At 64.9% G+C, this 22223-nt stretch carries 25 protein-coding genes and 1 pseudogene; 24 read left to right on the top strand and 2 right to left on the bottom strand.

The annotated features are described in order from the left end of the window. A pseudogene (locus PVW49_RS12810) lies at positions 1-468 on the top strand (hypothetical protein); the annotation flags it as partial. Between the two features lie 259 nt (positions 469-727). Here the strand turns inward: PVW49_RS12810 and PVW49_RS12805 are convergent. Beyond that, a complete protein-coding gene (locus PVW49_RS12805) occupies positions 728-1324 on the bottom strand; it encodes a TetR/AcrR family transcriptional regulator (RefSeq protein WP_274590712.1) in 597 nt (198 codons plus the stop codon). Positions 1325-1442: 118 nt separating this feature from the next. Here PVW49_RS12805 and PVW49_RS12800 point away from each other — a divergent pair, with 118 nt between their 5' ends. The 8 genes from PVW49_RS12800 to PVW49_RS12765 all read left to right on the top strand — a co-directional run bounded on the left by PVW49_RS12800 (position 1443) and on the right by PVW49_RS12765 (position 7921). After that, complete coding sequence (locus PVW49_RS12800; protein WP_274590711.1) at positions 1443-2468, top strand: aldo/keto reductase; 1026 nt, start codon at positions 1443-1445, stop codon at positions 2466-2468. Positions 2469-2527: 59 nt separating this feature from the next. After that, positions 2528-3475 (top strand): SDR family oxidoreductase, encoded by a 948-nt coding sequence (locus tag PVW49_RS12795; RefSeq protein ID WP_274590710.1) that lies wholly within the window; start codon positions 2528-2530, stop codon positions 3473-3475. A 40-nt stretch (positions 3476-3515) separates the two neighbouring features. Further along, positions 3516-4022 (top strand): hypothetical protein, encoded by a 507-nt coding sequence (locus PVW49_RS12790; RefSeq protein WP_274590709.1) that lies wholly within the window; start codon positions 3516-3518, stop codon positions 4020-4022. Positions 4023-4125: 103 nt separating this feature from the next. Then, positions 4126-4482, top strand: coding sequence for a YigZ family protein (locus PVW49_RS12785; RefSeq protein ID WP_274590708.1), 357 nt, complete (start codon positions 4126-4128; stop codon positions 4480-4482). 114 nt (positions 4483-4596) lie between these two features. After that, positions 4597-5484, top strand: coding sequence for a LysR family transcriptional regulator (locus PVW49_RS12780; protein ID WP_274590707.1), 888 nt, complete (start codon positions 4597-4599; stop codon positions 5482-5484). Between the two features lie 107 nt (positions 5485-5591). Further along, positions 5592-6215 (top strand): NAD(P)H:quinone oxidoreductase, encoded by a 624-nt coding sequence (wrbA, locus tag PVW49_RS12775; protein WP_074838869.1) that lies wholly within the window; start codon positions 5592-5594, stop codon positions 6213-6215. Further along, a complete protein-coding gene (locus PVW49_RS12770; protein WP_274590706.1) occupies positions 6215-6853 on the top strand; it encodes a DsbA family oxidoreductase in 639 nt (212 codons plus the stop codon). The genes wrbA and PVW49_RS12770 overlap by 1 nt, the downstream gene beginning before the upstream one ends. A 171-nt stretch (positions 6854-7024) precedes the next feature. After that, entirely contained in the window at positions 7025-7921 is an 897-nt protein-coding gene (locus tag PVW49_RS12765; RefSeq protein ID WP_074838875.1) for an EamA family transporter, read from the top strand. A 37-nt stretch (positions 7922-7958) separates the two neighbouring features. On the opposite strand, the gene PVW49_RS12760 is transcribed toward PVW49_RS12765, so the two are convergent. Further along, the gene (locus tag PVW49_RS12760) at positions 7959-8723 is read right to left on the bottom strand and encodes an IclR family transcriptional regulator (RefSeq protein WP_274590705.1); all 765 of its coding nucleotides are present in this window, start codon (positions 8721-8723) and stop codon (positions 7959-7961) included. A 217-nt stretch (positions 8724-8940) separates the two neighbouring features. Between PVW49_RS12760 and PVW49_RS12755 the strand changes: the two genes are divergently transcribed. From PVW49_RS12755 to PVW49_RS12685, 15 genes are all read left to right on the top strand, one after another. After that, positions 8941-9777 carry a cyclase family protein gene (locus PVW49_RS12755; protein WP_074838878.1) on the top strand — a complete coding sequence of 279 codons (837 nt, stop codon included), beginning with the start codon at positions 8941-8943 and terminating at the stop codon, positions 9775-9777. A 64-nt stretch (positions 9778-9841) separates the two neighbouring features. After that, the gene (locus tag PVW49_RS12750; RefSeq protein ID WP_274590704.1) at positions 9842-10810 is read left to right on the top strand and encodes an MBL fold metallo-hydrolase; all 969 of its coding nucleotides are present in this window, start codon (positions 9842-9844) and stop codon (positions 10808-10810) included. A gap of 3 nt (positions 10811-10813) precedes the next feature. Next, positions 10814-11158: a cupin domain-containing protein gene (locus tag PVW49_RS12745; protein WP_074838882.1), complete on the top strand. Its 345-nt coding sequence runs from the start codon at positions 10814-10816 to the stop codon at positions 11156-11158. Position 11159: 1 nt separating this feature from the next. Beyond that, positions 11160-11957 carry an SDR family NAD(P)-dependent oxidoreductase gene (locus tag PVW49_RS12740; protein ID WP_048532574.1) on the top strand — a complete coding sequence of 266 codons (798 nt, stop codon included), beginning with the start codon at positions 11160-11162 and terminating at the stop codon, positions 11955-11957. Between the two features lie 24 nt (positions 11958-11981). Then, entirely contained in the window at positions 11982-12887 is a 906-nt protein-coding gene (locus PVW49_RS12735; protein WP_274590703.1) for a 3-hydroxyacyl-CoA dehydrogenase family protein, read from the top strand. Between the two features lie 43 nt (positions 12888-12930). Further along, positions 12931-14205, top strand: a complete 1275-nt coding sequence (locus PVW49_RS12730) for an ABC transporter substrate-binding protein (protein ID WP_074838890.1) — start codon at positions 12931-12933, stop codon at positions 14203-14205. 52 nt (positions 14206-14257) lie between these two features. Continuing rightward, complete coding sequence (locus tag PVW49_RS12725; RefSeq protein WP_274565925.1) at positions 14258-14986, top strand: ABC transporter ATP-binding protein; 729 nt, start codon at positions 14258-14260, stop codon at positions 14984-14986. Beyond that, positions 14979-15686 (top strand): ABC transporter ATP-binding protein, encoded by a 708-nt coding sequence (locus PVW49_RS12720; protein WP_274590702.1) that lies wholly within the window; start codon positions 14979-14981, stop codon positions 15684-15686. Before PVW49_RS12725 ends, PVW49_RS12720 begins: the two co-directional genes overlap by 8 nt. Before the next feature lies 1 nt (position 15687). Beyond that, entirely contained in the window at positions 15688-16551 is an 864-nt protein-coding gene (locus PVW49_RS12715; protein WP_048532569.1) for a branched-chain amino acid ABC transporter permease, read from the top strand. Next, positions 16548-17564, top strand: coding sequence for a branched-chain amino acid ABC transporter permease (locus PVW49_RS12710; protein ID WP_048532568.1), 1017 nt, complete (start codon positions 16548-16550; stop codon positions 17562-17564). The genes PVW49_RS12715 and PVW49_RS12710 overlap by 4 nt, the downstream gene beginning before the upstream one ends. A gap of 10 nt (positions 17565-17574) precedes the next feature. Next, the gene (locus PVW49_RS12705; protein WP_274590701.1) at positions 17575-18510 is read left to right on the top strand and encodes a 3-keto-5-aminohexanoate cleavage protein; all 936 of its coding nucleotides are present in this window, start codon (positions 17575-17577) and stop codon (positions 18508-18510) included. Positions 18511-18522: 12 nt separating this feature from the next. Then, on the top strand, positions 18523-19335 hold the full coding sequence (locus PVW49_RS12700) for a glutathione S-transferase family protein (RefSeq protein ID WP_274565927.1): 813 nt from the start codon (positions 18523-18525) through the stop codon (positions 19333-19335). Positions 19336-19390: 55 nt separating this feature from the next. Continuing rightward, entirely contained in the window at positions 19391-20407 is a 1017-nt protein-coding gene (locus PVW49_RS12695; protein WP_074838905.1) for a hypothetical protein, read from the top strand. Continuing rightward, on the top strand, positions 20407-20925 hold the full coding sequence (locus PVW49_RS12690; RefSeq protein ID WP_048532564.1) for a TRAP transporter small permease: 519 nt from the start codon (positions 20407-20409) through the stop codon (positions 20923-20925). The genes PVW49_RS12695 and PVW49_RS12690 overlap by 1 nt, the downstream gene beginning before the upstream one ends. Beyond that, a complete protein-coding gene (locus PVW49_RS12685) occupies positions 20925-22220 on the top strand; it encodes a TRAP transporter large permease (protein WP_274590700.1) in 1296 nt (431 codons plus the stop codon). Before PVW49_RS12690 ends, PVW49_RS12685 begins: the two co-directional genes overlap by 1 nt. The last annotated feature ends 3 nt before the right edge of the window (positions 22221-22223 follow it).

Here is a 22223-nt window from a genome sequence, read left to right as displayed (position 1 = left end):
CGGACTCTAATCAACGGTGGAGGAAAAATCCCGTGGCAGGTCATGGCCCAGGAGGTTGCCCGGGAAGAGCAACTTTCATTCCTCCTCAGGACCGTTCGTTTCGAAAGCATCAACATGGAAAAACAACGCGATCTCGATGAGATGCTTCAGTTGACGTTCACCTACGCCGAGAAAGCCGGACTGGATTTCGAACCGCTTGGAACCAAGGACTTCTTGGAGCGGCTCGCCTTTGCCTGCTGCAACCGATGGGGCCTGGTTATCGAAATGCTGATTGAGGCCTTGTCCCATGGTCAGCTGAATGGGGATCAAGTTTGCACCAAAGATCATTTTGAACATGCCTACGCGCAGATTTACTCCGCGCCTCCAGGATATTCCCCGTTTAGCTTGAGGAATTATCGCGATGGGTTCGATCACGCCCGGATGATGGAGCTCCTCAGTCGCACTGAAACCTCGGCATCAGCAACATGACATCAGGCTCGTTTCGGCGGGCCTTTTTCTTTGACCGAAATCCCGCCCCGCTGCGCATGCTTTTGATGTCAGTGCGCACACTTTTCCTTGTCCCGAAAAAGGGTCGCTATTTAAGTAAATAAAAGCAGCAAGTTGCAGGCAACCGAATCGGCTTCTTTCAGAGGGTGCGCACGCTTTTGGTTACTTGGCAGCCCATGTTGCCACGCATGGCCACGCCGCTGCGTCACGCGCCGAGTGGCTTGCGCCGCCGAGAGCGCAGTCAGCCTTCCGGTGAATAATGGGCGAGGAACATGTCCACACAATCGGCTATGACGCTGCCTGCGTTTTCACCGGCCTGCGTTCCCAGCAGGAATTGCGGCCAGACCAGGAAATGCTTGACCATCGACAGGAGCTGACCGGCCGCGAAACCGGGCTCGCCCTGCCGCAAGGCGCCCGCCTGCATGGCCTCTGCGATCAGCCCCGAGATCGGGCCGTCCTGCAAGGCGGCCTTGTCAAAGAAGGCGCGCGCCAGCTCCTGGTCGCGCAGAAGCTCGGACAGCACCAGCCGGTTCAGCCCCATGTAATGCTCACCGGTCAGATGCGCGATGTAATCCTCCACCGCCGCGATCAGCTGCGCGCGCAGCGGCGCCTCCGGGTGATAGCGCAGCCTCGGTGCGGCCGCGATCTCGTCGAGAAGGATGTCGGTGATGGCCTGAAACAACACCTCCTTGCTTTCGAAATGCTTGTAGAGCGTGCGCTTCGACACTTCCGCCAGTTCAGCGATTCGGTTCACCCGCGCGGCGGGAAAGCCCTGCTCCCGGAACTCCTGAATCGCCGCATCGAGAATATCTTTTCGTTTCTTTTCAGTCAGTTTCATCTCATTTGCCCGGCTTGGATCGAAAAATGTAAACATCAGGGTTTACACGTATCACTGCCGTTTATATGTAAACACCAGGGTTTACTAACGCAAGCGCCGCGGCGCGAAAGGAGCCAGGATGAAATACAAGCAACTCGGACAGACCGGCCTTTACGTCTCGGAGCTGACACTGGGGACGATGACCTTTGACACCGAGGGCGGCAGCTATGCCGGGTTGATCGGCGCCACCGGGCAGGATCTGGCCACCCGCATGGTCGACCTGTCGATCGAGGCGGGGATCAACATCTTCGACACCGCCAATGTTTACAGCTCGGGCGTCTCGGAAGAGATGCTGGGCAAGGCGCTCGGCGCGCGGCGGCAGGACGTGCTGATCGCCACCAAGGTCTACAACACCATGACCACCGGGCCGAACGATCTGGGCACCAGCCGGCTGGCCATCATGCGCGAGGTCGAGGCCAGCCTGAAACGGTTGGGCACCGATTACATCGATCTCTACCAGGTGCATAATTTCGACATCACCACGCCGCTGGAAGAGACGCTGCGCGCGCTCGACGATCTCGTCCGGCAGGGCAAGGTGCGCTACATCGGGCTGTCGAACTTTGCCGGCTGGCAGATCGCCAAGGCCGATGGCATGGCGCGGCTGCTGGGCACCGAGCGGTTCTGTTCGGCCCAGTCCTACTACTCCCTCGTCGGTCGCGAGCTGGAGCGCGAGATCCTTCCGGCGGCGATGGATCTCGGCCTCGGCACCTTTATCTGGAGCCCGCTGGCCAGCGGCTTTCTGAGCGGGAAATACACCCGTGACAGCGAAGCTTCGGGGCGCCGGGCCAACTTTGACTACCCGCCGATCGACAAGGATCTGGGGTTCGACATCGTCGACGTGCTGACGGACATCGCCGAAACCAAGGCCGCCTCGGTGGCGCAGATCGCGCTGGCCTGGCTGCTGCACAAGCCCGGCGTGACCAGCGTCATCGTCGGCGCCCGCAAGGAGGCGCAGCTGGTCGACAACCTCGGGGCCGCCAACATCGTGCTGAGCGAAGAGGAGATGGCACGGCTCGACACGGTAAGCGCGCTGAAGCCTGAATATCCGGGCTACCTGCCGACGTGGAGACGCGGCGACACCCTGTTCGGCATGCTCGACGGCTGAGCGAAAAACATCGCGCGCCCGGCCTTCACCGGGCGCCTCTCACACCAAGGATGACCCCCATGAAAGACACTCAATTCGGCCCCGAGGGCTGGACGCCCGAGCGCCTCGGCGACCTCAGCGGCAAGACCTATGTCATCACCGGCGCCAACGCCGGCGTCGGCTTTCAGGCGGCGCGTATCCTGCTGGGCAAGGGCGCGGAGGTGGTGATGCTGAACCGCAGCGCCGAGAAATCCGCCGCTGCCGTGGCTGAGCTGAAGCAGGAATTCGGCGCCGACGCCCCGGCGCGCTTCATCCGCATGGACCTGGCCGAGCAGGCCTCTGTCCGCATGGCCGCCGAAGAGGTGCTGAGGACCACCCCGCGCATCGACGCGCTGATCTGCAACGCCGCCATCGCCCAGGTGCCGACCCGCAAGCTGACGCCCGACGGCTTCGAGAGCCAGCTCGGCACCAATCACTACGGCCATTTCACCCTTTGCGGCATGCTCTTCGACCGCATCGAGGCGTCGAAAGGCCGGATCGTCGTCGTCGCGAGCCTCGGCTACAACATGGGGCTGAAGACCATCCGTTTCGAGGACATGAACTGGGACAAGGGCTATGGCCCGAACACCGCCTATTCGCAGAGCAAGCTGGCGCAGATGATGTTCGCCTACGAGCTTCAGGACCGGGCGCAGGCCGCCGGCCGAAAGGTCGCGGTCTATGTCTGCCATCCCGGCTCGTCCCGCACCTCGCTGATCTCGACCAGCGGCGGCTGGGCCACCCGGATCATCTTTGGCCTGATGTCGCTGTCGCCGATGGTGCAATCGGCCGAAAAGGGCGCCTACCCGGAGATCATGTGTGCCACTGAGGACGGCCTGCAACAGCGCGCGCTTTATGGCCCCACCGGTCGCATGGAATTCGTGGGCCCGGTCGGCCAAGGCACGCTGGAGCCGCACGCCCATGACAAGGCAGTAATGGTCAAGCTCTGGGAGCGGAGCGAGCAGGACACCGGTTTCACCTGGGCGTTGTGACACCCGCGTGGCGCCGATCCCTAAAACGAAGGGCAGAACCATGGACATCTTGAAAACAGCGACGGAGTGGACGCGAGCCGAGATGCTCTCTTCCAACGTCTTCATCCTTTTCGCGCTGGCATTTCTTTTGGCCAGCCTGGGGTTCTGGCAGATGGGCAGAACCGATGTGGCGCGGGCCTATGTCATCCCCATGCTGATCGCCGGCACATTGATCCTGATCCTCGGGCTTGGATTGTTCTTTCTCAGTCAGGCCCGGTTGACCGGATTTCCGGCGGCTTATAGCGCCGATCCTGCCGGTTTTCTCACCGCCGAGATCGCGCGGGCCGACAAGGTGCTGAACGACTACCGCATCGCCGTTTATCGCATCTTCCCGGTGATCATCGCCCTCTGTGCTGTCTTGATCCCGTTTCTCGCGGGGCCGATCTGGCGGGCGAGCCTGATTACCACCATCGCCGCGCTGGCGGTCGCCCTTGTGGTCGACACAAACGCCGATGCGCGGCTGCAAGCCTATCGGGCGCAGCTGTCCCTGGCGGGGGCGTCCGGCTGAGGCACAGCGGCTGCGCCGGGCGCCGCGCTCGGGGCGGCCGCTCTGGTGACACACTCCCCGGCGGGGCCTTGCCGCCGGCGAGATGCGGCTCTAAGCCTGCGGCATGCGTATCCTGGAGAATGTCATCACCGACCGCGGATCGAAATACGCGGTCTCGGGCGGGCCCTGTACCTCGGCGGCGGAGGCCAAGGCCTTTATCAAGGCGCTGTGCCGCAACAAGAAATTCGCCAAGGCCACGCATAACACCTGGGGTCTTCTGACCGAGGATGGGCCGCTCAAGAACGACGATGGTGAGGCCGGGGCGGGCATGGTCATCTTGCGGATGCTGGAGCGGGAGGGGCTGCACAACCACATTATCGTCGTCACCCGTTGGTTCGGCGGCAAGCATCTGGGCGGAGATCGCTTTCGCCACGTGCAGGGCGCGGTGCGAATCTATCTCGACGATCTGGGGACGTCCTGACCGCGCGAGCATCGCCACGGCGACCGGCCTTCGCAGCCGGATGCAATCCGTGTTATGGCATCCGGCGTGCGCCGCGGGGGGCACGTTTTCAGGCCTTGCGGAGCCAATCGACAGATGGACAAGCTTTCCGTCATGCACGCCTTCCGGCGCATTGTTGAACGCGGCAGCTTTGCATGCGCGGCCGAGGATCTCGGCGTTTCGCCGGCGCTCCTGAGCCGCGAGATCAAGCTGCTGGAGGAAAGCCTCGGCAGCACGCTTCTGACCCGGACAACCCGGTCGATGTCGCTGACCGAGGCGGGGCGCTTGTACTACGACGAGGCGAGCGGCATCCTCGAGGCGGTGACCGGGGTCGAGGCCCGCATCCGCGCCGGCGCCGGGGCGGTGCGCGGGCACCTCAAGGTCAATGCCTCCAGCTCATTCGGCCAGGCCGTCATCGCGCCGATGCTGCCGGGGTTTTTCGCGGCCTATCCCGAGCTTCGGGTCACGCTGTCGCTGGACGACCGGATCGTCGACATGGTCGAAGGCGGCTTCGACCTGTCGATCCGCATTCGCGCCGTCCTGCCGGATTCGGCCTTGCTGGCGCGCAAGATCGGCAGCATCCGCCAGAGGATCTTTGCCGCGCCCGCCTATCTTGACCAGGCCGGCCGCCCTGAGACGCCCGAGGATATCGCCGGCCACCGGGTCGTCGGTTTTCTGCTGGCCGATCACCTGAGCTCCTGGTCGCTGCACGGCCCCGCCGGCCATCGCACGATCGAGCTTGATCCGCCTGTCCGGGTCGGCAACAGCCTGGTGCTGCGCGATCTCTTGATTGCCGGGCAGGGGCTTGGCACCTTGCCGGATTTTGTCTCGAAAGAGGCCGAGGCGCGCGGCGCGCTTGTCCGGGTGCTGCCGGAGTGGGAGCTTCCGGCGCCGGAGGTCTTTGCCGTGACCGGCTCGCGGCTGGGCATGGATGCCAAGGTCACCGCCTTTCTCGATCACCTGCGCGCGGCCATGACCGCCTGACATTCTTCAGCCGGCGTAAAGAATGAAGTGAAAACCCGCCGGTTATTCCGGTCCGCCGCCGGCGCCATTCTCTTGGACAGCGAAACCGCAAACCCCGAGAGGATACCATGACCCGCGTTCTTGTTCTTTATTACTCCAGCTACGGCCATGTCCGCGCGTTGGCACAGGCCGAGGCCGAAGGCGCCCGGAGCCAGCCCGGCGTGCAGGTCGATCTGCGCCGCGTGCCCGACACCGTGCCCGAGGAGATCCGCCGATCCGCCGGCTTTGTCGCCGATGACACCCCGGTGGCGGCGCCGGCTGATCTCGAAGCCTATGACGCCATCATCTTCGGCACGCCGACGCTGTTCGGCATGATGGCCGGGCAGATGAAATCCTTTCTCGATCAGGCCGGCGGGCTCTGGGCGCGCAACGCGCTGGTGGGCAAGGTCGGCGCCGTCTTCGCCTCGACCGGCTCGCAGCATGGCGGGCACGAGGCGACGTTGCTCTCGACGCAGATTCCGCTTCAGCACTTCGGCATGCTGATCGCGGGCATGCCCTATACCTTTGCCGGCCAGACCTCGGCCGAGGGGATCGTCGGCGGCGCGCCTTACGGGGCCGGCACCATCGCCGGCGCGGATGGCGCCCGCACGCCCTCCGAGACCGATCTGGCCGGCGCGCGGTTCCAGGGCGCCCATGTCGCCCGGATCGCCACGCTTCTTTCCGGGGCCGCCCTCGCCGAAGAGGCCGCGTGATGGCTGCGCTGACCGTGGATTTCTTTCATGACGTCGTCTGCTGCTGGTGTTTCAACATCTCGTCGCGGATGCGCGGGCTTGCGGCGGAGTTCGACCTGGATATCCGCCACCGGACCTTTGTGTTGCAGGCGAGCCGGGCGGAAATGGCGGCGCGCTGGGGCACGCCCGAGGACGCGCGCGAAACCATCCTGGGCCATTGGGAGCTGTGCCGGCAGGCCAGCGACCGGCCCGAGCTGGTCGATATCGCGGCCATGCGGGCGGCCCGCTTCGACTATCCCCACGGGCTGATCGCCGCGCAGGGCTGCAAGGCAGCCGAACGGATCGGCGGGCAGGGCGCGCATTGGGACATGTTCGACCGCCTGCAATTCGCGCATCTGACCGAGGCCCGCAATGTCGCGGACCGCGCCACCATCTTTCAGGCCGCCCGAGATCTCGGCTCCGATGCGGCGGCTTTTGCCGGGGCGTTCGAAGACCTGGCCACCAGCCATGCGGTAGAGAAAGACCGGCAACTGGCCCGCAGGCTTCAGGTGCGCGCGGTGCCGACGCTTGTGGTCCGTGAGACCGGCGCCCGGCTGGTCAATGGCCCGGTCGAGGATCTGCGCGCCCAACTGCGCGCGGCGCTGCGGCTTGCGGCGTGAAAGGGGGGCAGATGTTTCTTTCGTTGTTCCGGCCCCGTCCGAGCCGTCGCCGCCGCGCTCCGCGTCGCGTGCCGCCCTGTCTGTTGCGCGACCTCGGCCTCTTGCCCGGGCCGGAAGGGCCGCGCTTTTCCCATCACTGGCCTTGGTAAACCTCGAACAGGAGACATCATCATGTCGCGCACGACCGATATCCTTATCACGGCACTGGCCCCTGCCGTCTGGGGCAGCACCTATCTTGTCACCACCGAGGCGCTGCCGGCCGGCTATCCGGTGACGCTGGCCGCGCTGCGCGCGCTTCCGGCCGGGCTGCTGCTTCTGGCGCTGACCCGGTGCCTGCCACCGCGCATCTGGCTTGGCCGCGTCTTCCTGCTGGGAAGCTTCAACTTCGCGCTGTTCTGGGTGCTGTTGTTCGTCGCCGCCTACCGGCTTCCCGGTGGGGTCGCCGCGACCCTGGGCGCGCTCCAGGCGATGATGGTCATCTTCATGGCCCGTGGCTGGCTTGGTACCGCGATCCGGGCCGGCGCGGTGGCCGCCGCCGCCGCCGGTGTCGCCGGGGTGGCGTTGCTGCTGATCGGCCCCGGGGCCGCGCTCGACCCCATCGGCATTGCCGCCGGCCTGGGGGGTGCCGCGTCGATGGCGGCGGGCACGGTGCTCAGCCGGAAATGGCAGCCGCCGGTTTCCGCCCTCAGCTTCACCGCCTGGCAGTTGACCGCCGGCGGTCTGATCCTTCTGCCGCTGGCGCTGATCGTCGAGCCGCCTCTGCCGGCGCTGACGGTCACCAACCTTGCCGGTCTTGCCTGGCTCGGCCTCATCGGCGCGGCGGCGACATATGCGATCTGGTTCAGGGGCGTCGCCCGGCTCGAACCCGGCGCGGTTTCCATGCTGGGGATGATGAGCCCGGTGACCGCCGTCATTCTCGGCTGGGTCTGGCTGGGGCAGTCGCTGTCCCCGGTGCAGGGCGCCGGCGCGGTCATCGTCCTTGGCTCGGTCTGGTACGGTCAGCGGGCGAACCGGGTCCGCGCTGCGCCGGGGGCGGACCGCGGGGCCGCTCGCCTGGCCCGAGCCTGACTTCGACCCGGGGGAACTATCGTCCAAGACATCGCATCTAGGGGTCGAGCGGGAATTCGCTCTGCACCCGGTCGCGGGCGTCGCGCAGCGCGGCGTCCAGCTGCGGCCTGACGGCCGCGAAGCGCAAGGTCGGAACCGGAACCGAGATCGCGTGATAATTGCCGCTGAGGTCGCGAAAGGCAAAGCCCGCCGCAGAAATGCCAGGTGTGTGCTCGTCGATGTCATAGGCCAGGCCGGTTTCGCGGATCTCGGCGAGCTTGCGCAGCATCGCCTGGCGGTCGCTGACGGACAGCGCGCGGGCGGTTTCCTGTTCGATCAGGCGCAAGGCCTCGTCATCGGTCATCAGCGCCAGGCAGGCGCGGCCGTTGGCGGTGGTCGACAGCGGAAAGACCTCGCCCACCGAGGACACCGTGCGCAGCCGGTGCAGGCCGGGCACCTGATCGAGAAAGATCATGCTGCCGTTGCGCAGCACCGCGAGATCGGTGGTTTCGCCGGTTGCCTGCGTCACCTCGTTGAGGATCGCGCGGCAACGTTCGACGATGTTGAAGTTCGCGGCTTCGGCAAAGGCGCCAAGCTCCGGCCCGAGCCGGATGCCGCCGCCTTTCGGGTCCTGGATGATGAACCGCTCTGCGGACAGGGCGCCGGTGATTCGCTGTACCGTAGAGCGGGGCAGGTCGACCCGCGTGGCGATCTGGCCCAGGCTGAGTCCGCCACGTTCCTCTTTGAGAACCCTCAGTATGGCCGCCGCGCGGGCAATGACCTGAATGCCGGAACGGTCTTTTTTGTCTTTTTCTTCAAGCATGTATCATCTGATCCCTTTGCATTCTTCCGGCGTGCGCGCCCAGTGCTGATATAAATTTATGTATCGCAATGCGGTGCACGTCAACCGCATTGTAGGTTTTTTGTTGACCGCATCGTGGTCGATACGTACCGTAATTCGGGACAGAGGGAGGAGCTCTCTGCAAAGTTTTAAGCCAACCGACACCGGCCCTCGCCGGTGAACAGAGAAGGTGAATCCGATGGTCGAGATCCGCGGAATCGAGTTTCAGGCAAATACCGACAACGACATGGGGCTGGAGTTCTACAATCTCAGCCACCGCTTCGGGTTTCAGAACCCCAACTGGCCGTATTTCCAGGATACCAAGATCGAACGTATCCACTACATGGCGAAATCCGGCGTGTTGAGCCAGCGCATCACGACCACGATGCATGCCACCACCCATATCGACGCGCCGGCCCATGTGGTGCAGGGCACGCCCTTCATCGACGAGGTGCCGCTGCCGCATTTCTTCGGCACCGGCCTGGTGGTGTCGATCCCCAAGAAGAAATGGGAGCCGATCACCGGCGAGGATCTGGAGAAAGCCTGCGGCCATGCGATCCGCAAGGGCGACGTGCTGATCATCAACACCGGCTGGCATCATGATTACGAGGACGGCGATTACTTTGCCTATTGCCCCGGTCTGGTGTCTTCGGCCGCCGAATGGATGGTGGAAAAGGGCGTCAAGGTCGTGGGCCACGACACCCAGGCCAACGACCACCCGCTGGCCACCGCGATCGGCCCGCAGCGCAACGGCCCGTTGCTGCCGCATCTGGAAGAGGAATACCGCGAGTGGTCCGGCGGCAACGACTGGAAAGACGATTTCCCCGAATGGGAGCCGGTGCACAACATCCTGTTCAAGAACGGCATCCTCGGCATCGAGAACGTCGGCGGCGACCTTGACGCGGTGACCGGCAAGCGCTGCACCTTCGCCTTCTTCCCGTGGAACTGGGATCGCGGTGACGGCTGCATCATCCGCCTGGTGGCGATGATCGACAAATCCCAGGGCTTCCGCATCGACGACGGCGCCGAATTCTGAACGCTCCCTGACTGGCCGCCGGGGAACCGGCGGCCTCTTTTCCCGAGTGCCAAGGAGGAGAGGCATGATGATGTTCAAGGCGAAGACACTTGCGGGCCTGTTGCTGGCCGGCCTGATCGGGGCCTCCGCGGCGGCAGAAGAGGCGCAGGGCGATTTCGTGGTGACCCTGCTGGGCACCGGCGTGCCCGATCCGCGGATCGACCGGTTCGGCGGCAGCACGCTGGTTCAGGCGGGTGGGCTCAACCTGGTGTTCGATGCGGGCCGCGGCGCTATGCAGCGGATCGACCAACTGAACATCGTGCCTGCCGCGATCGACCATATCTTCCTGACGCATTTCCATTCCGATCATACCATCGGCCTGCCCGATCTTTGGCTGACACCCTGGCTGCCGCCTCAGGGCCGCCGCGAGGAGCCGCGCACCATCACCGGTCCGGTCGGCACCAGGCAGCTGACTGAGGGGCTGACGCTGGCCTACGCCGAGGATCACCGCATCCGCATCGCCGATGCCGGGCTGAACCCGAAGGGCGTCGAATGGGACGTGACCGAATTCACCGAGGACGGCCCGGTGTTCGAGGAGAACGGCGTGACGGTCACCGCCTTTGCCAATTTTCACGGCGAGCATCTCGATCCGTCCTACGGCTATCGCATCGACTTTGATGGCCGCGCCGTCGTCATCAGCGGTGACACCAAGCCGAACGAGAATGTCGTCGAACACGCCACCGGCGTCGATCTGCTGGTGCATGAGGTTGCGATGGCCGATCCCAAGATCGCCGAGCGCCCGCCGATCAAGGTGATCATGGGCCACCACACCGACCCGACCGAAGCCGCCAAGATCTTCACTCGGACCCGACCGAAAATGGCCGCTTTCACCCATTTCGTCTTTCTCGGCCAGGGGCCCGGCCGCCCGGATGCCGGAGACGTCATGGCGGAAGCGAAGGCGGGCTACGACGGTCCGATGATCGACGGAGTCGACCTGATGCAATTCGTGATTGGTGACACCGTCGAAGTCATCGATCCCCGCGAAGGAAACTAAGCCATGCACATCAAACGTTTCAAGGATGCGCAGCCCTACGAGGCGCCCAATCATTTCGGCTGTCACGGGCTGCGGCTTCAGGGTTTTGAGGAGGGTGGGCCGAAGAACCAGTGGCTCGGCTACAGCCAGTTCCTGCCGGGCGGCGGCGCCGGCCCCGACAGCACCCCCTTCGAGAAGGTCTACGTGCTGCTCGAAGGCGAGATGACGGTGATCATCGACGGCAAGGAGACGGTGCTGCGCCGGATGGACAGCTGCACCATCGCGCCGGGCGAAGTCCGCAAGATCGAGAACCGCAGCAACGACACCTGCAAGATGCTGGTTGTCATTCCCTACCCCCCGGAGGTGTGAAATGAACGCGATGACGAACCCCCTTTCCATGTTCGACGTCAAGGACAAGGTGGCGCTGATCACCGGGGCCTCGGGCGCCTTCGGCATGGTCGCCGCGCGCATCCTCGCCGGGGCCGGATGCAACCTTGTCCTGGCCGCCGGCAACCAGGCGGCATTAGACGCGATCGCCGAGGAGTGCCGGGCGCTGGGGGCGGCGGTCTGCGCGGTCAATACCCGGCCCAGCGACGAGGGTGCCTGTCAGGCGCTCGTTGACGAGGCGGTGAACACCTTTGGCCAGCTCGACATCCTTGTTGTGGCCTCCGGCATGAACAAGGTCGCACCGATCAACGATATGGCGCCCGAGACCTTCGAGAGCGTGATGGACGCCAATGTCACGCAAAGCTGGCTGCTGGCCCGCGCCGCCGCCGGGCAGATGAAGGCGCAGGGGCAGGGCGGCAAGATCGTGCTGGTGTCGTCGGCGCGCGGGCTGCTGGGCCATCCGGCCGGTTACACCGCCTATTGCGCCTCGAAGGCCGCGACCGACGGCATCACCAAGGCGCTGGGCTGCGAGCTTGGGCCGACCGGCATCACCGTCAACGCCATCGCGCCCACCGTCTTCCGTTCGCCGCTTACCGCCTGGATGTTCGAGGACACCGAAAAGGCCAAGGAAGTCCGCAAGGGCTTCCTCGCCCGCGTGCCCAAGGGCCGGCTGGGTGAGCCCGAAGACCTGGCCGGGCCGCTGCTGTTCCTCGCCTCCAAGGCGTCAGATTTCTACACCGGGCATATCCTTTATGCCGACGGCGGCTATACGGCGGGCTGAGCGATGGTTCCCAAGAAGCAACAGATGGCCGTCATCGGTGCCGGGCTCATGGGCCATGGCATCGCGCTCACCCTGGCGCGCGCCGGGCAATACGTGACGCTCACCGACCCGCATGAAGAAACGCTGAAATCCGCGCCAAAGCGGATTTCGGACAGCCTCAAGTCGCTGGGCGCCGCGGAAGACGAGATCGCCCGCGCGCTGAAGATGATCGAGCTGTGTTCCTCGGTGCGGGCGGCGGTGAAAGAGGCGGATGTCGTCTTCGAGGCGGCGCCGGAGAAACTCGACCTGAAGCGCAAGATTTTCGCCGAGGTCGAGGCGCACGCCCCAAAGGAGGCGGTGCTGGCGTCGAATTCCTCGGTGATTCAGATCACCAGGATCATGGAAGGGCTGAACCTGCGCGAACGGGCGCTGGGCACCCATTGGTGGAACCCGCCGCACATGATCCCGCTGGTCGAGGTGATCAAGACCGAGTGGACCGACGCTGCCGTCGCCGACCGGATGATGGCGCTCCTGGCCAGTGCCGGCAAGACGCCGGTGATGGTGGAAAAGGACGTGCCGGGCTTTATCGGCAACCGGCTGCAACATGCGCTCTGGCGCGAGGCGGTGAGCCTGGTGGAACGCGGCATCTGCGATGCGGAAGCGGTGGATACCGTGGTGAAATCCTGCTTCGGCCGGCGGTTGGCCGTGCTCGGCCCGCTGGAGAACGCCGATCTGGTGGGCACCGACCTGACGCTCGATATTCATGAAAACGTGCTCTTCGACCTGGAGAGCCGGCAGGGGCCGTCGCCCTATCTCAGGCAACTCGTGCAGGAGGGAAAGCTCGGGATGAAAAGCGGCGAGGGGTTCCGCACATGGACCGAGGCCGAGGCCGATGCGGCGCGCGCCCGGGTGGGCCGTCACCTGACGAAACTCGACGGCATTCTCGACTAGGTCAGCAAAAAGCCGGTGGGAGACCGGCGCAAGGGAGGAACCAATGAACAAGTTCAAGACACCATCACGACGCGGCTTTCTGGCCGGGGGCACGGCGCTTCTGGCGGCCCCGGCCATCCTGCGCGGCACCCGCGCCTATGCCCAGACCCCGACGCTGAAAGTCGGCCATGTCAGCCCGCGCACCGGCCCGCTGGCGGGCTTTGCCGAGGCCGACGATTATGTCCTGGCCGCCGTGGCCGACGCCTTTGCCGGCGGCATCGAGAACAATGGCAAGACCTGGAACATCGAGATCATCTCGAAGGACAGCCAGTCCAATCCCAACCGCGCCGCCGAAGTGGCCGCCGACCTGATCCTGGGTGACGAGGTCGACATCATCGTCGCCGCCTCGACGCCCGACACGGTGAACCCGGTGTCGGATCAGGCCGAGATCAACGAGGTGCCCTGCATCACCACCGACTGCCCCTGGCAGCCCTATTTCTTTGGCCGCAACGGCGTGCCGGGGCAGGGGTTCGATTACACCTATCATTTCTTCTGGGGGCTCGAGGACGTGATCGGCGCCTTCCTCGACATGTGGGACCAGTCGGGCGTGCAGAAGGTCGTTGGCGGGCTGTTCCCGAACGATGCCGATGGCAATGCCTGGGGGCATCCCGAGCTGGGCCTGCCGACACCGCTGGCCGCCGCTGGCTACGACCTGACCGATCCCGGCCGCTACCAGCCGCTGACCGATGATTTTTCGAACTACATCAACGCTTTCAAGGAGGCGGGGGCCGAGATCGTCACCGGCAACATGATCCCGCCCGATTTCGCCACCTTCTGGGCGCAGGCGGCGCAGCAGGGCTTCAATCCCAAGGTCGTGACCATCGGCAAGGCGCTGCTCTTCCCTTCGGTCATAGAGTCGCTGGGCGATCGGGGAGACGGGCTTTCCTCCGAAGTCTGGTGGTCGCCGGATCATCCCTTCGCCTCGTCGCTGACCGGCGCGTCGGCCAAGGCGCTTGCCGAGGGATACACGGCAGCCTCGGGCCGGCCCTGGACCCAGCCGATCGGTTTCAAGCACGCGCTGTTCGAAGTGGTCGCGGATGTCGTGCGTCGCGCTGCGGATCTCGAGGATTACGAGGCCATCGCCGCCGCGATCCCCGAGACCAGGCTCGACACCATCGTCGGCCCGGTCGACTGGTCGAACGGCCCGATCAACAACGTCACCAAGACGCCGCTGGTTGCCGGCCAGTGGCAGAAGGAAGGCGAGGGCTTCGACCTCAAGATCGTCGCCAATTCCGCCGCGCCGGATATCCCGCTGACCGGCGAGCTGAAGCTGCTCTGAGTCCAAGGGGCGGCGGCATCCCGCCGCCCGACACCGCGCAGGGGAGACCCCGATGACGCAGATATTGCAACTCGACGGCGTGTCGAAAGCCTTCGGCGCCGTGACCGTCGCTGACGACCTGAGCTATGGGCTCGAAGAGGGTGAGGCGCTGGGCGTGCTGGGGCCGAACGGGGCCGGCAAGACTTCGATGTTCAATCTGATCACCGGCACTTTGAAGCCGGACGCCGGGCGCATCACCTTTGCCGGCGACGACATCACCGCGCTGGGCGCCGCCCGCCGCTCGCGCTCGGGCATTGCCCGCAGCTTTCAGGTGCCACAGCCCTTCACCCACATGACGGTGTTCGAAAATGCCATGGTGGCGGCGACGCAATCGGCCGGGCTTGCGGGGCGCGAGGCCGAGCGGCTCTGCATCGAGGTGCTCGACCAGACCGAGCTTCTGGACAAGGCCAATGACCGGGCCGGGGGGCTGACGTTGCTCAACCGCAAGCGGCTCGAACTGACCCGCGCGCTCTGCGCGAAACCACGGCTCCTGCTCCTTGACGAGATCGCCGGCGGGCTGACCGAGGCGGAATGCACCGCGTTGATCGCCACCATCAAGTCGATCCACGCCAGCGGTGTCTCGATCATCTGGATCGAACATGTGGTGCATGCACTGATGGCCGTGGTCGAACGGCTGATCGTGATCGATTTCGGCCGCAAGATCGCCGAGGGCGAGCCAAAGGCGATCATGGACAGCCCCGAGGTGCAGGAAATCTATCTGGGGATCGAAGCCGATGCCTGACCCAATTCTCAAACTGAACGGTCTCGATGCCTTCTACGGCGATTTCCAGGCGCTCTATGGCGTGGAACTAAGCGTGCATGAGGGTGAGGTTCTGGCCATCATCGGCGCAAACGGCGCGGGCAAGACAACCATGCTGCGCTCGATCTCCGGGCTGATCGCGAATGACGCGGCGCAAATCTCCTATCGCGGCCAACAGATCGGCAATGCCCGCCCCGACGTGGTGGCGCAGATGGGGCTGGCGATGGTGCCCGAGGGCCGGCAGCTTTTCCCGTCGCTCTCGGTCGAGGAAAACCTGATGATCGGCGGCCGGGTGAACCGCAAGGGGCCGTGGAATCTGCGCCGTGTCTACGACCTTTTCCCGATCCTCGAAGAGCGGCGCGCGCAGGCCTCGACCTCGCTCTCTGGCGGTCAGCAGCAGATGGTCGCCATCGGCCGCGCGCTGATGTCGAACCCGGATCTGATCATGTTCGACGAGATCAGCCTCGGCCTCGCGCCCGTCATCATCCGCGACATCTACAAGGCGCTGCCGGGGATTGTCGGCGGCGGCATGTCGGCGGTGATCGTCGAGCAGGACATCACCAAGGCGCTGGCGGTCTCGTCCCGCGTCTATTGCCTGCAAGAGGGCCGGGTGTCGCTCGAAGGCAGGTCCGACACCGTCTCGCGCGACGAGATCGCGCGCGCCTATTTCGGAGTGGAATGACATGGATTTCGTGAACGCCCTGGTTCAGGGCACGCTTCTGGGCGGGCTTTATGCCCTCTTCGCCGCCGGGCTCAGCCTGATCTTCGGGGTCATGCGGCTGGTCAATATCGCCCATGGCGACTTGATCGTGCTGGCCGCCTACCTCGGGCTGACGACGACGGTGGCGCTGGGGGTGCATCCGTTGGTGGCGCTGATCGTGGTGGTGCCGGCGATGGCAGGCATTGGCTATGTGCTGCAACGGGCGGTGCTGAACCACACGCTGGGCGACGACATCCTGCCACCCTTGCTGGTGACGTTCGGCCTGTCGGTCATCATCCAGAACGCTTTGTTGGAAGGCTACAGCGCCGACCCGCAGAAGATGGACGCAGGCGCGCTCGAGACCGCCTCGGTGGCACTTGGCCCGCTGTCGCTGGGGGTGCTGCCGCTCCTGACCTTCGCCATTGCCGTGGCGGTGATCGCGGGGCTGCAATGGTGTTTCTACCGCACGCCACTGGGCCGCGCCTTTCGCGCCACCTCGGACAATCAGGACATCGCTCAACTCATGGGGCTGAACAAACGCCATGTCTTCGGCCTTGCCATGGCGCTGGCGCTGGCGGTGACGGCGGTGGCCGGCATTCTGCTGGGCATCCGCACCAGTTTCGACCCGTCGGTCGGCGGCGGGCGCCTGATCTTCGGCTTCGAAGCGGTGATCATCGGCGGACTGGGCAACCTCTGGGGCACGCTTGTCGGCGGTGTCATCCTTGGCGTGGCCCAGACCGTGGGCGCGACGATCAACCCGGGCTGGCAGCTTCTGGCGGGCCATATCGCCTTTCTCGTCATCCTTGCCGTGCGTCCCAACGGCCTGTTCCCGAGGATCTCGGCATGAGCACTGACATTCGCATAAGCCGTACCTCCAACGCTGCGAAAGTGGCCGCCGTTCTGGGCGCGCTGATCGTGGTGATCCTGATCGCCGCACCCTATTGGGCGGGCCGGGCCGACCTGCGGCTGATGGGCGAGATCTTCCTCTACCTCGCGCTGGCCTCGCTCTGGAACCTGCTGGCGGGTTATGCCGGGCTGGTTTCGGTCGGGCAGCAGGCCTACGTGGGCTTCGGCGGCTACATGCTGTTTGCGCTGACCATCTTTGCGGGCCTGCCGCCGCTGGTGGCCATCGCCTTGGCGGGTCTGCTTGGGGCGCTGATCTCGATCCCCGTCGCGGCGTTGATCTTTCGCCTGCGCGGCGCCTATTTCGCCATCGGCACCTGGGTCATGGCCGAGGTTTTCCGGCTGGTCTTTGCCCAGGTCTCGGCGCTGGGCGGCGGATCGGGCACCTCGCTGCCCACCGATATCGTGCGTTCCATGGCTGACGGCCGTTCGGCGCGCGAGGCGCTGTCTTACTGGCTGGCTCTGGGCGCGGCGCTGATCGTCGTCACGGCGGTCTACCTGCTGCTGCGCTCGCGCAAGGGGCTGGCGCTGACCGCGATCCGCGACAATGAACTGGCCTCGGCCTCCCTCGGGATCGACATCTGGCGCACCAAGTTCTTTGTCTATGTCGTCACCTCAGGCCTGACCGCCATCGTGGGGGCGCTGATCTTCCTGCAAAAGCTGCGGATCTCGCCCGATGCCGCCTTCAGCGTCAACGACTGGACCGCCTTTGTCATCTTCATTGTCGTCATCGGCGGCATCGGCACCATCGAGGGCCCGATCATCGGCACCATCGTCTTTTTCCTGCTGCGCGAAACCCTGGCCGATCTGGGCACCATTTACCTGATGGTTCTCGGCCTTGTGGCCATCGTGGTGATGTTGAAGGCGCCGCAGGGGGTCTGGGGCTTCATCCGACACCGTTTCGATCTGCAACTCTTCCCGCTCGGCTATCGCGTCGAGCGGTCCAAAGACAGTTAAGGAGGCCGCCATGGCTCGCCAGAAGACAATCATCACCTGCGCCGTCACCGGGGCGATCCACACGCCCACCATGTCGGATGCGCTGCCTTATACCTATGACGACATCGCCACCCAGGCCGTTGAAGCGGCCGAGGCCGGCGCCTCGATCCTGCACCTGCACGCCCGCGACAACGAGACCGGCGCACCCTCGGTCGATGTGAAGGACTTCCAGCCCTTCCTGCCGCGCATCAAGCAGGCGACGGATGCGGTGGTGAACATTTCGACCGGCGGTTCGCTGTCGCTGTCGATCCAGGACCGGATCACCCCGGCCAAGACGTTTTCGCCCGAGATGTGTTCGATGAACATGGGGAGCATGAATTTCTCGTTCCATCCGCTCGCCAAACGCTATTCCGACGACGACTGGAAGTTCGACTGGGAGAAGGAGTATGTCGCGGGTTCCGACGGCAATATCTTCCGCAACACCTTCCGCGATATCAAGGAGGCCGCCGACACGCTGGCGCCGCATGACATCAAGTTCGAGCACGAGTGCTACGACGTCGGTCACCTCTACAACCTGAAATTCTGCATGGATATCGGGCTGTTCAAGGCGCCGGTTTTCATCCAGTTCATCTTTGGCATCCTCGGCGGCATCGGCCCCGAGGTCGACAACCTGGTGTTCATGAAGCGCACCGCCGACCGGCTCTTCGGCGACGATTACCGCTGGTCGGTGCTGGGCGCGGGCGGATCGCAGATGTCGCTGGCCACCACCGCCAGCCAGATGGGCGGCAACGTGCGCGTCGGGCTGGAGGACAGCCTGTTTCTGTCGCGCGGCAAGCTGGCCGAGAGCAATGCCGCGCAGGTCGCCAAGATCCGCCGCATCGTCGAGGACCTGGGCTGCGAGGTCGCCACGCCGGACGAGGCGCGCGAGATCCTCGCGCTCAAGGGCGGCGACCGGGTGAATTTCTGAGAGAGCGAACAGATGCCGCGCATAGACCCGCAAGACCCGACACTGAAAGACCTGCAAGGCCTGCACCTCTGGCACGCGCCGATGTCGAGCTGTTCGCAGCGGGTGCGGATCGTTCTGGCCGAGACCGGGCAGGCGTTTGAAAGCCACCTGATCGATCTGGAAAAGGACGAACACGCGAGCGCGGCATATCAGAAGATCCACCCCAAGGGGCTGGTGCCGGCGCTGGTGGACGATGGCGCGCTGATCATCGAGTCGATCGACATCATCCGTCACCTGGCGCGCCGGAATGACGCGCTGGCCGCCACCGCCAAGCCGGAGCTGCTGGAGATGGCGGATGCAGCGCAGCTCGATCTCAAGCTGCTGACCTTCGAGTTCCTGTTCCGTGCCGCGCCACCGCCTCCGCCAGAAGTGGCCGAGGCCTTTCAGGCACGGCACCAAAACGCCTGGCTCAAGCAGTTTCGTCGTGATTTCGCCGCCGGCTTCGACCGGGGCCGCGTCGAGGCCGCGGTGCGCCGGACCGACGCAGGCTTTGCCCAGCTCGACGCGCTCTTGGCGGACGGGCGGGATTATCTGGCGGGCGCGGATTTCTCGCTGGCCGATATTGCCTGGATGCCGAACCTGCACCGGATGGACCTGATGGGCTGGCCCTACGCCCGCAGGCCGCATCTGAAAGCCTGGTTTGACAGGGTCTCGCAGCGGCCGAGCTATCGCTCCGCGCTCGAGGCATGGGAGCATGCGCCGGCGGTCGAGGCCTTCGCGGCCTACACAGCGAAACGCCGGGAGGAGGGCACCGATATCCGCAGCTTTGGCGGATTGGAGGACTGAGGATTGAAGACGGTGTGACCACACCGCAAGCTGGTCGCAAAACGGGAGAGAGAACATGACACTGAAACTTGCACTTGTGGCCTCGGCGCTGGTTGTCGCCGGCAGCGCCGCCACCGCCAAGACCCGGCTCTTGGTCAACTGCTTCTGGCCATCGAGCCATTTCGCCTGTTCCGAGGTGCTGCCCAACTGGATCGACGAGGTCGAGCGCGTGACCGAGGGCCGCGTAACGGGCATCATCCCGCCGAAATCGGTGGCGCCGCCGCCCGAGCAGCTGGCCGCCGTGGAAAAGGGCATCGCCGACGTCTCCGTCATGTTCAACGGCTTCTTCGGGGACGGGGTGCAGGGCCCCCGGGTCGCGATGCAGCCCTTTGTCGCCATCAGGGGCGCCGAAACTATGTCCAGGGCGCTCTGGGCCACCAACCGGAAATACTTCCCCGACGAGGTGAGCACGGTGCACCTGCTGTCGCAGTTCGTGATCTCGCCGGGCGAGCTTTACAGCCAGACCGACACGCCGATCACCACGCTCGAGGATCTGGCCAACCGCAAGATGTGGGTGCTGCCCGGGCCGCTTGCCGCGATCACCAAGGAGCTGGGCACCGGCGTCGTCGCAACCCCGGCGGTGAAATCCAACGAGATCATTTCGCGCGGCGTTGTCGATGGCCATCTCGGGCTTGATCCGCAGGCGGTGGAGGCGTTCCAGCTCTTGCCCTACACCAAGTCGACGACGCGATTGTCACAGCCGATCTACGCGACCTCCTTCTCGGTTTTTGCCAACAGCGACAAATGGGCCGAGATCTCGCCCGAGGATCAACAGGCGATCATGAGCGTTTCGGGCGACGTGCTTGGCGCGGCCTTTGGCAAGCGCTGGGACGAGGCGGCGGCGCAGGGCGAGGCTGCCTATGAAGGCGCGGGCCTTCAGGTGATCATGGCCGATCCGGCTTTCGAACAGGCGCTGATGGAGGCCTCGGCCTTTGTCACCGAAGGCTGGCTCAAGGCGGCCGGCGACACCGGCATCGACGCGCAGGCGGCGCTCGATTTCTACCGCAGCCAGCTTGACGGGGCGATGAACTGATGACCCGGCCGACAGACAGACACGCGGGCGCGGGCGTTCTCGCGCAGATCGTCAGGGGGCTGGAGATCTTTTCCAGCGCCGTGCTGGCGCTCATGATGCTGCTGACCTTCGTCGATGTCGTCGGCCGCTATCTCCTCGGCGCGCCGATCTTCGGGGCGTCGGAAATGATCTCGGTGATGCTGGCGCTGGTGATCTTTGCCGGCCTCGGCATCGCCAATGCCCGCGACAAGCACATCGTGGTCGAACTCATCGACGCCCGCGTCCGCGCCGTGGCACCGCGTGTCTATGACATCGCGGTGCAGGGGCTGTCGCTCTTCGTGATGTGCCTGATCGTCTATGTGCTGTTCGAGGCCGCCCTGCATGCCGCCGAAACGAATTCGCGCACCATCGTGCTGGAATGGCCGCTGTCCTCGATTTTCGGCGTGGTCGCGGCCCTGGCGGCGCTGAGCGTGGTCTGCCAGGTGCTGGGCCTGATGACCGGGGCAGGGCGCCACGACGATCATCTGGAGGATCTGTGATGGCCACCGCATTGATCGGTTTCGCCGCCCTTCTGGGGCTCTGCTTCCTGGGCTTCCGGGTGGGCTTTGCCACGCTGGTGGTGGGCTTCGTCGGCTTCGGTTTGCAACGCGGGTTCGAGGCGTCGCTGGCGATGGTCGGCCAGCAGGTTCTGGAAGACAGCATGAACTACAATCTCAGCGTCATTCCGCTCTTTATCCTGATGGGCGTCTTCATCGTGCATGCGCGGATTTCGAAAGATCTCTACGACGCGGCTTATGCCGGTCTCGGACGTTTCCGCGGCGGGTTGGCGCTGGCCACGGTGCTGGCGGCGGGGGGCTTTTCCGCGGTCTGCGGCTCGACGTTGGCGACGGCGGCGACGATGGCCAAGGTCGCGATGCCGCCGATGAAGACCTATCGCTATTCGGACCGCCTCGCCTCGGGCACCATCGCGGCGGGCGGCACGCTGGGCATCATGATCCCGCCCTCGGTGCCCTTGGTAATCTACGGGCTGATCGCCGAGCAGGACATCGGCCTTCTGTTTATCGCCGGTATCCTTCCGGGGCTCTTGCTGGTCACGCTGTTCATGATCTGCGTCGGCATCGTGGTGCGCCGCGATCCGCTGGCCGCCCCCGAGGCGCCGCCGCTGGAACCGGCGCGCAGGACAGCGGCCATTCGCGGCACGCTGCCGGTGCTGATCCTTTTCTTCGTGGTGCTGGGCGGCATCTATACCGGTGCCTTCACTGCGACCGAGGCTTCGGGCATCGGCGCCTTCGGGGCAGCCGTGATCGCCGTTCTGCGCGGCAACCTGCGGACCTTGGGCGAATGGAAGGACTGCCTGTCCGACGCCACCGTGACCACCGCGACGATCTTTATCGTGCTGCTCGGCGCCATCGTCTTTTCGCAGTTCATCAATCTGAGCGGCATGCCCTATGATCTGCTCGACCTTGTGGACGCATGGGAGCTGTCGCCGTTCCAGCTGGTGCTGTTTGTCTGCGTGATCGCCATCCTGATGGGCATGGTGTTCGAGGCGATCGGCATCCTCGTGCTGCTGGTGCCGGTGTTCCTGCCGGCCTTGCAGATCAGCGGCATCGACATGATCTGGTTTGGCATCCTCGTGGTGCTGGTGTCCGAGATCGGGTTGATCACCCCGCCCATCGGCATGAACGTCTTTGTGGTGAAGTCGGTGCTGCCCGACGTCCGCCTCGGCGCGATCTTCCGGGGCGTGACGCCCTATATCATCGCGCTGGTCGCGGGGCTGGTTCTCGTCCTGGTGGTCCCGCCGATTGCCACATTCCTTCCCGGACTGATGAGATAAGTA

The sequence above is a fragment of the Marinovum sp. PR37 genome (genome assembly GCF_028807375.1).
In the GTDB taxonomy this organism is placed as follows: Bacteria; Pseudomonadota; Alphaproteobacteria; order Rhodobacterales; family Rhodobacteraceae; genus Marinovum; species Marinovum algicola.
The sequence above is the reverse complement of the archived record's forward strand: the minus strand, read 5'-3'. Positions and strand labels throughout refer to the sequence as shown.

Bases quoted from the DNA above. Each gene is read 5' to 3' on its own strand.
- PVW49_RS12805 (WP_274590712.1), bottom strand. From the start codon at position 1,324: ATGAAACTGACTGAAAAGAAACGAAAAGATATTCTCGATGCGGCGATT.
- PVW49_RS12800 (WP_274590711.1), top strand. From the start codon at position 1,443: ATGAAATACAAGCAACTCGGACAGACCGGCCTTTACGTCTCGGAGCTG.
- PVW49_RS12795 (WP_274590710.1), top strand. From the start codon at position 2,528: ATGAAAGACACTCAATTCGGCCCCGAGGGCTGGACGCCCGAGCGCCTC.
- PVW49_RS12790 (WP_274590709.1), top strand. From the start codon at position 3,516: ATGGACATCTTGAAAACAGCGACGGAGTGGACGCGAGCCGAGATGCTC.
- PVW49_RS12785 (WP_274590708.1), top strand. From the start codon at position 4,126: ATGCGTATCCTGGAGAATGTCATCACCGACCGCGGATCGAAATACGCG.
- PVW49_RS12780 (WP_274590707.1), top strand. From the start codon at position 4,597: ATGGACAAGCTTTCCGTCATGCACGCCTTCCGGCGCATTGTTGAACGC.
- wrbA (WP_074838869.1), top strand. From the start codon at position 5,592: ATGACCCGCGTTCTTGTTCTTTATTACTCCAGCTACGGCCATGTCCGC.
- PVW49_RS12770 (WP_274590706.1), top strand. From the start codon at position 6,215: ATGGCTGCGCTGACCGTGGATTTCTTTCATGACGTCGTCTGCTGCTGG.
- PVW49_RS12765 (WP_074838875.1), top strand. From the start codon at position 7,025: ATGTCGCGCACGACCGATATCCTTATCACGGCACTGGCCCCTGCCGTC.
- PVW49_RS12760 (WP_274590705.1), bottom strand. From the start codon at position 8,723: ATGCTTGAAGAAAAAGACAAAAAAGACCGTTCCGGCATTCAGGTCATT.
- PVW49_RS12755 (WP_074838878.1), top strand. From the start codon at position 8,941: ATGGTCGAGATCCGCGGAATCGAGTTTCAGGCAAATACCGACAACGAC.
- PVW49_RS12750 (WP_274590704.1), top strand. From the start codon at position 9,842: ATGATGATGTTCAAGGCGAAGACACTTGCGGGCCTGTTGCTGGCCGGC.
- PVW49_RS12745 (WP_074838882.1), top strand. From the start codon at position 10,814: ATGCACATCAAACGTTTCAAGGATGCGCAGCCCTACGAGGCGCCCAAT.
- PVW49_RS12740 (WP_048532574.1), top strand. From the start codon at position 11,160: ATGAACGCGATGACGAACCCCCTTTCCATGTTCGACGTCAAGGACAAG.
- PVW49_RS12735 (WP_274590703.1), top strand. From the start codon at position 11,982: ATGGCCGTCATCGGTGCCGGGCTCATGGGCCATGGCATCGCGCTCACC.
- PVW49_RS12730 (WP_074838890.1), top strand. From the start codon at position 12,931: ATGAACAAGTTCAAGACACCATCACGACGCGGCTTTCTGGCCGGGGGC.
- PVW49_RS12725 (WP_274565925.1), top strand. From the start codon at position 14,258: ATGACGCAGATATTGCAACTCGACGGCGTGTCGAAAGCCTTCGGCGCC.
- PVW49_RS12720 (WP_274590702.1), top strand. From the start codon at position 14,979: ATGCCTGACCCAATTCTCAAACTGAACGGTCTCGATGCCTTCTACGGC.
- PVW49_RS12715 (WP_048532569.1), top strand. From the start codon at position 15,688: ATGGATTTCGTGAACGCCCTGGTTCAGGGCACGCTTCTGGGCGGGCTT.
- PVW49_RS12710 (WP_048532568.1), top strand. From the start codon at position 16,548: ATGAGCACTGACATTCGCATAAGCCGTACCTCCAACGCTGCGAAAGTG.
- PVW49_RS12705 (WP_274590701.1), top strand. From the start codon at position 17,575: ATGGCTCGCCAGAAGACAATCATCACCTGCGCCGTCACCGGGGCGATC.
- PVW49_RS12700 (WP_274565927.1), top strand. From the start codon at position 18,523: ATGCCGCGCATAGACCCGCAAGACCCGACACTGAAAGACCTGCAAGGC.
- PVW49_RS12695 (WP_074838905.1), top strand. From the start codon at position 19,391: ATGACACTGAAACTTGCACTTGTGGCCTCGGCGCTGGTTGTCGCCGGC.
- PVW49_RS12690 (WP_048532564.1), top strand. From the start codon at position 20,407: ATGACCCGGCCGACAGACAGACACGCGGGCGCGGGCGTTCTCGCGCAG.
- PVW49_RS12685 (WP_274590700.1), top strand. From the start codon at position 20,925: ATGGCCACCGCATTGATCGGTTTCGCCGCCCTTCTGGGGCTCTGCTTC.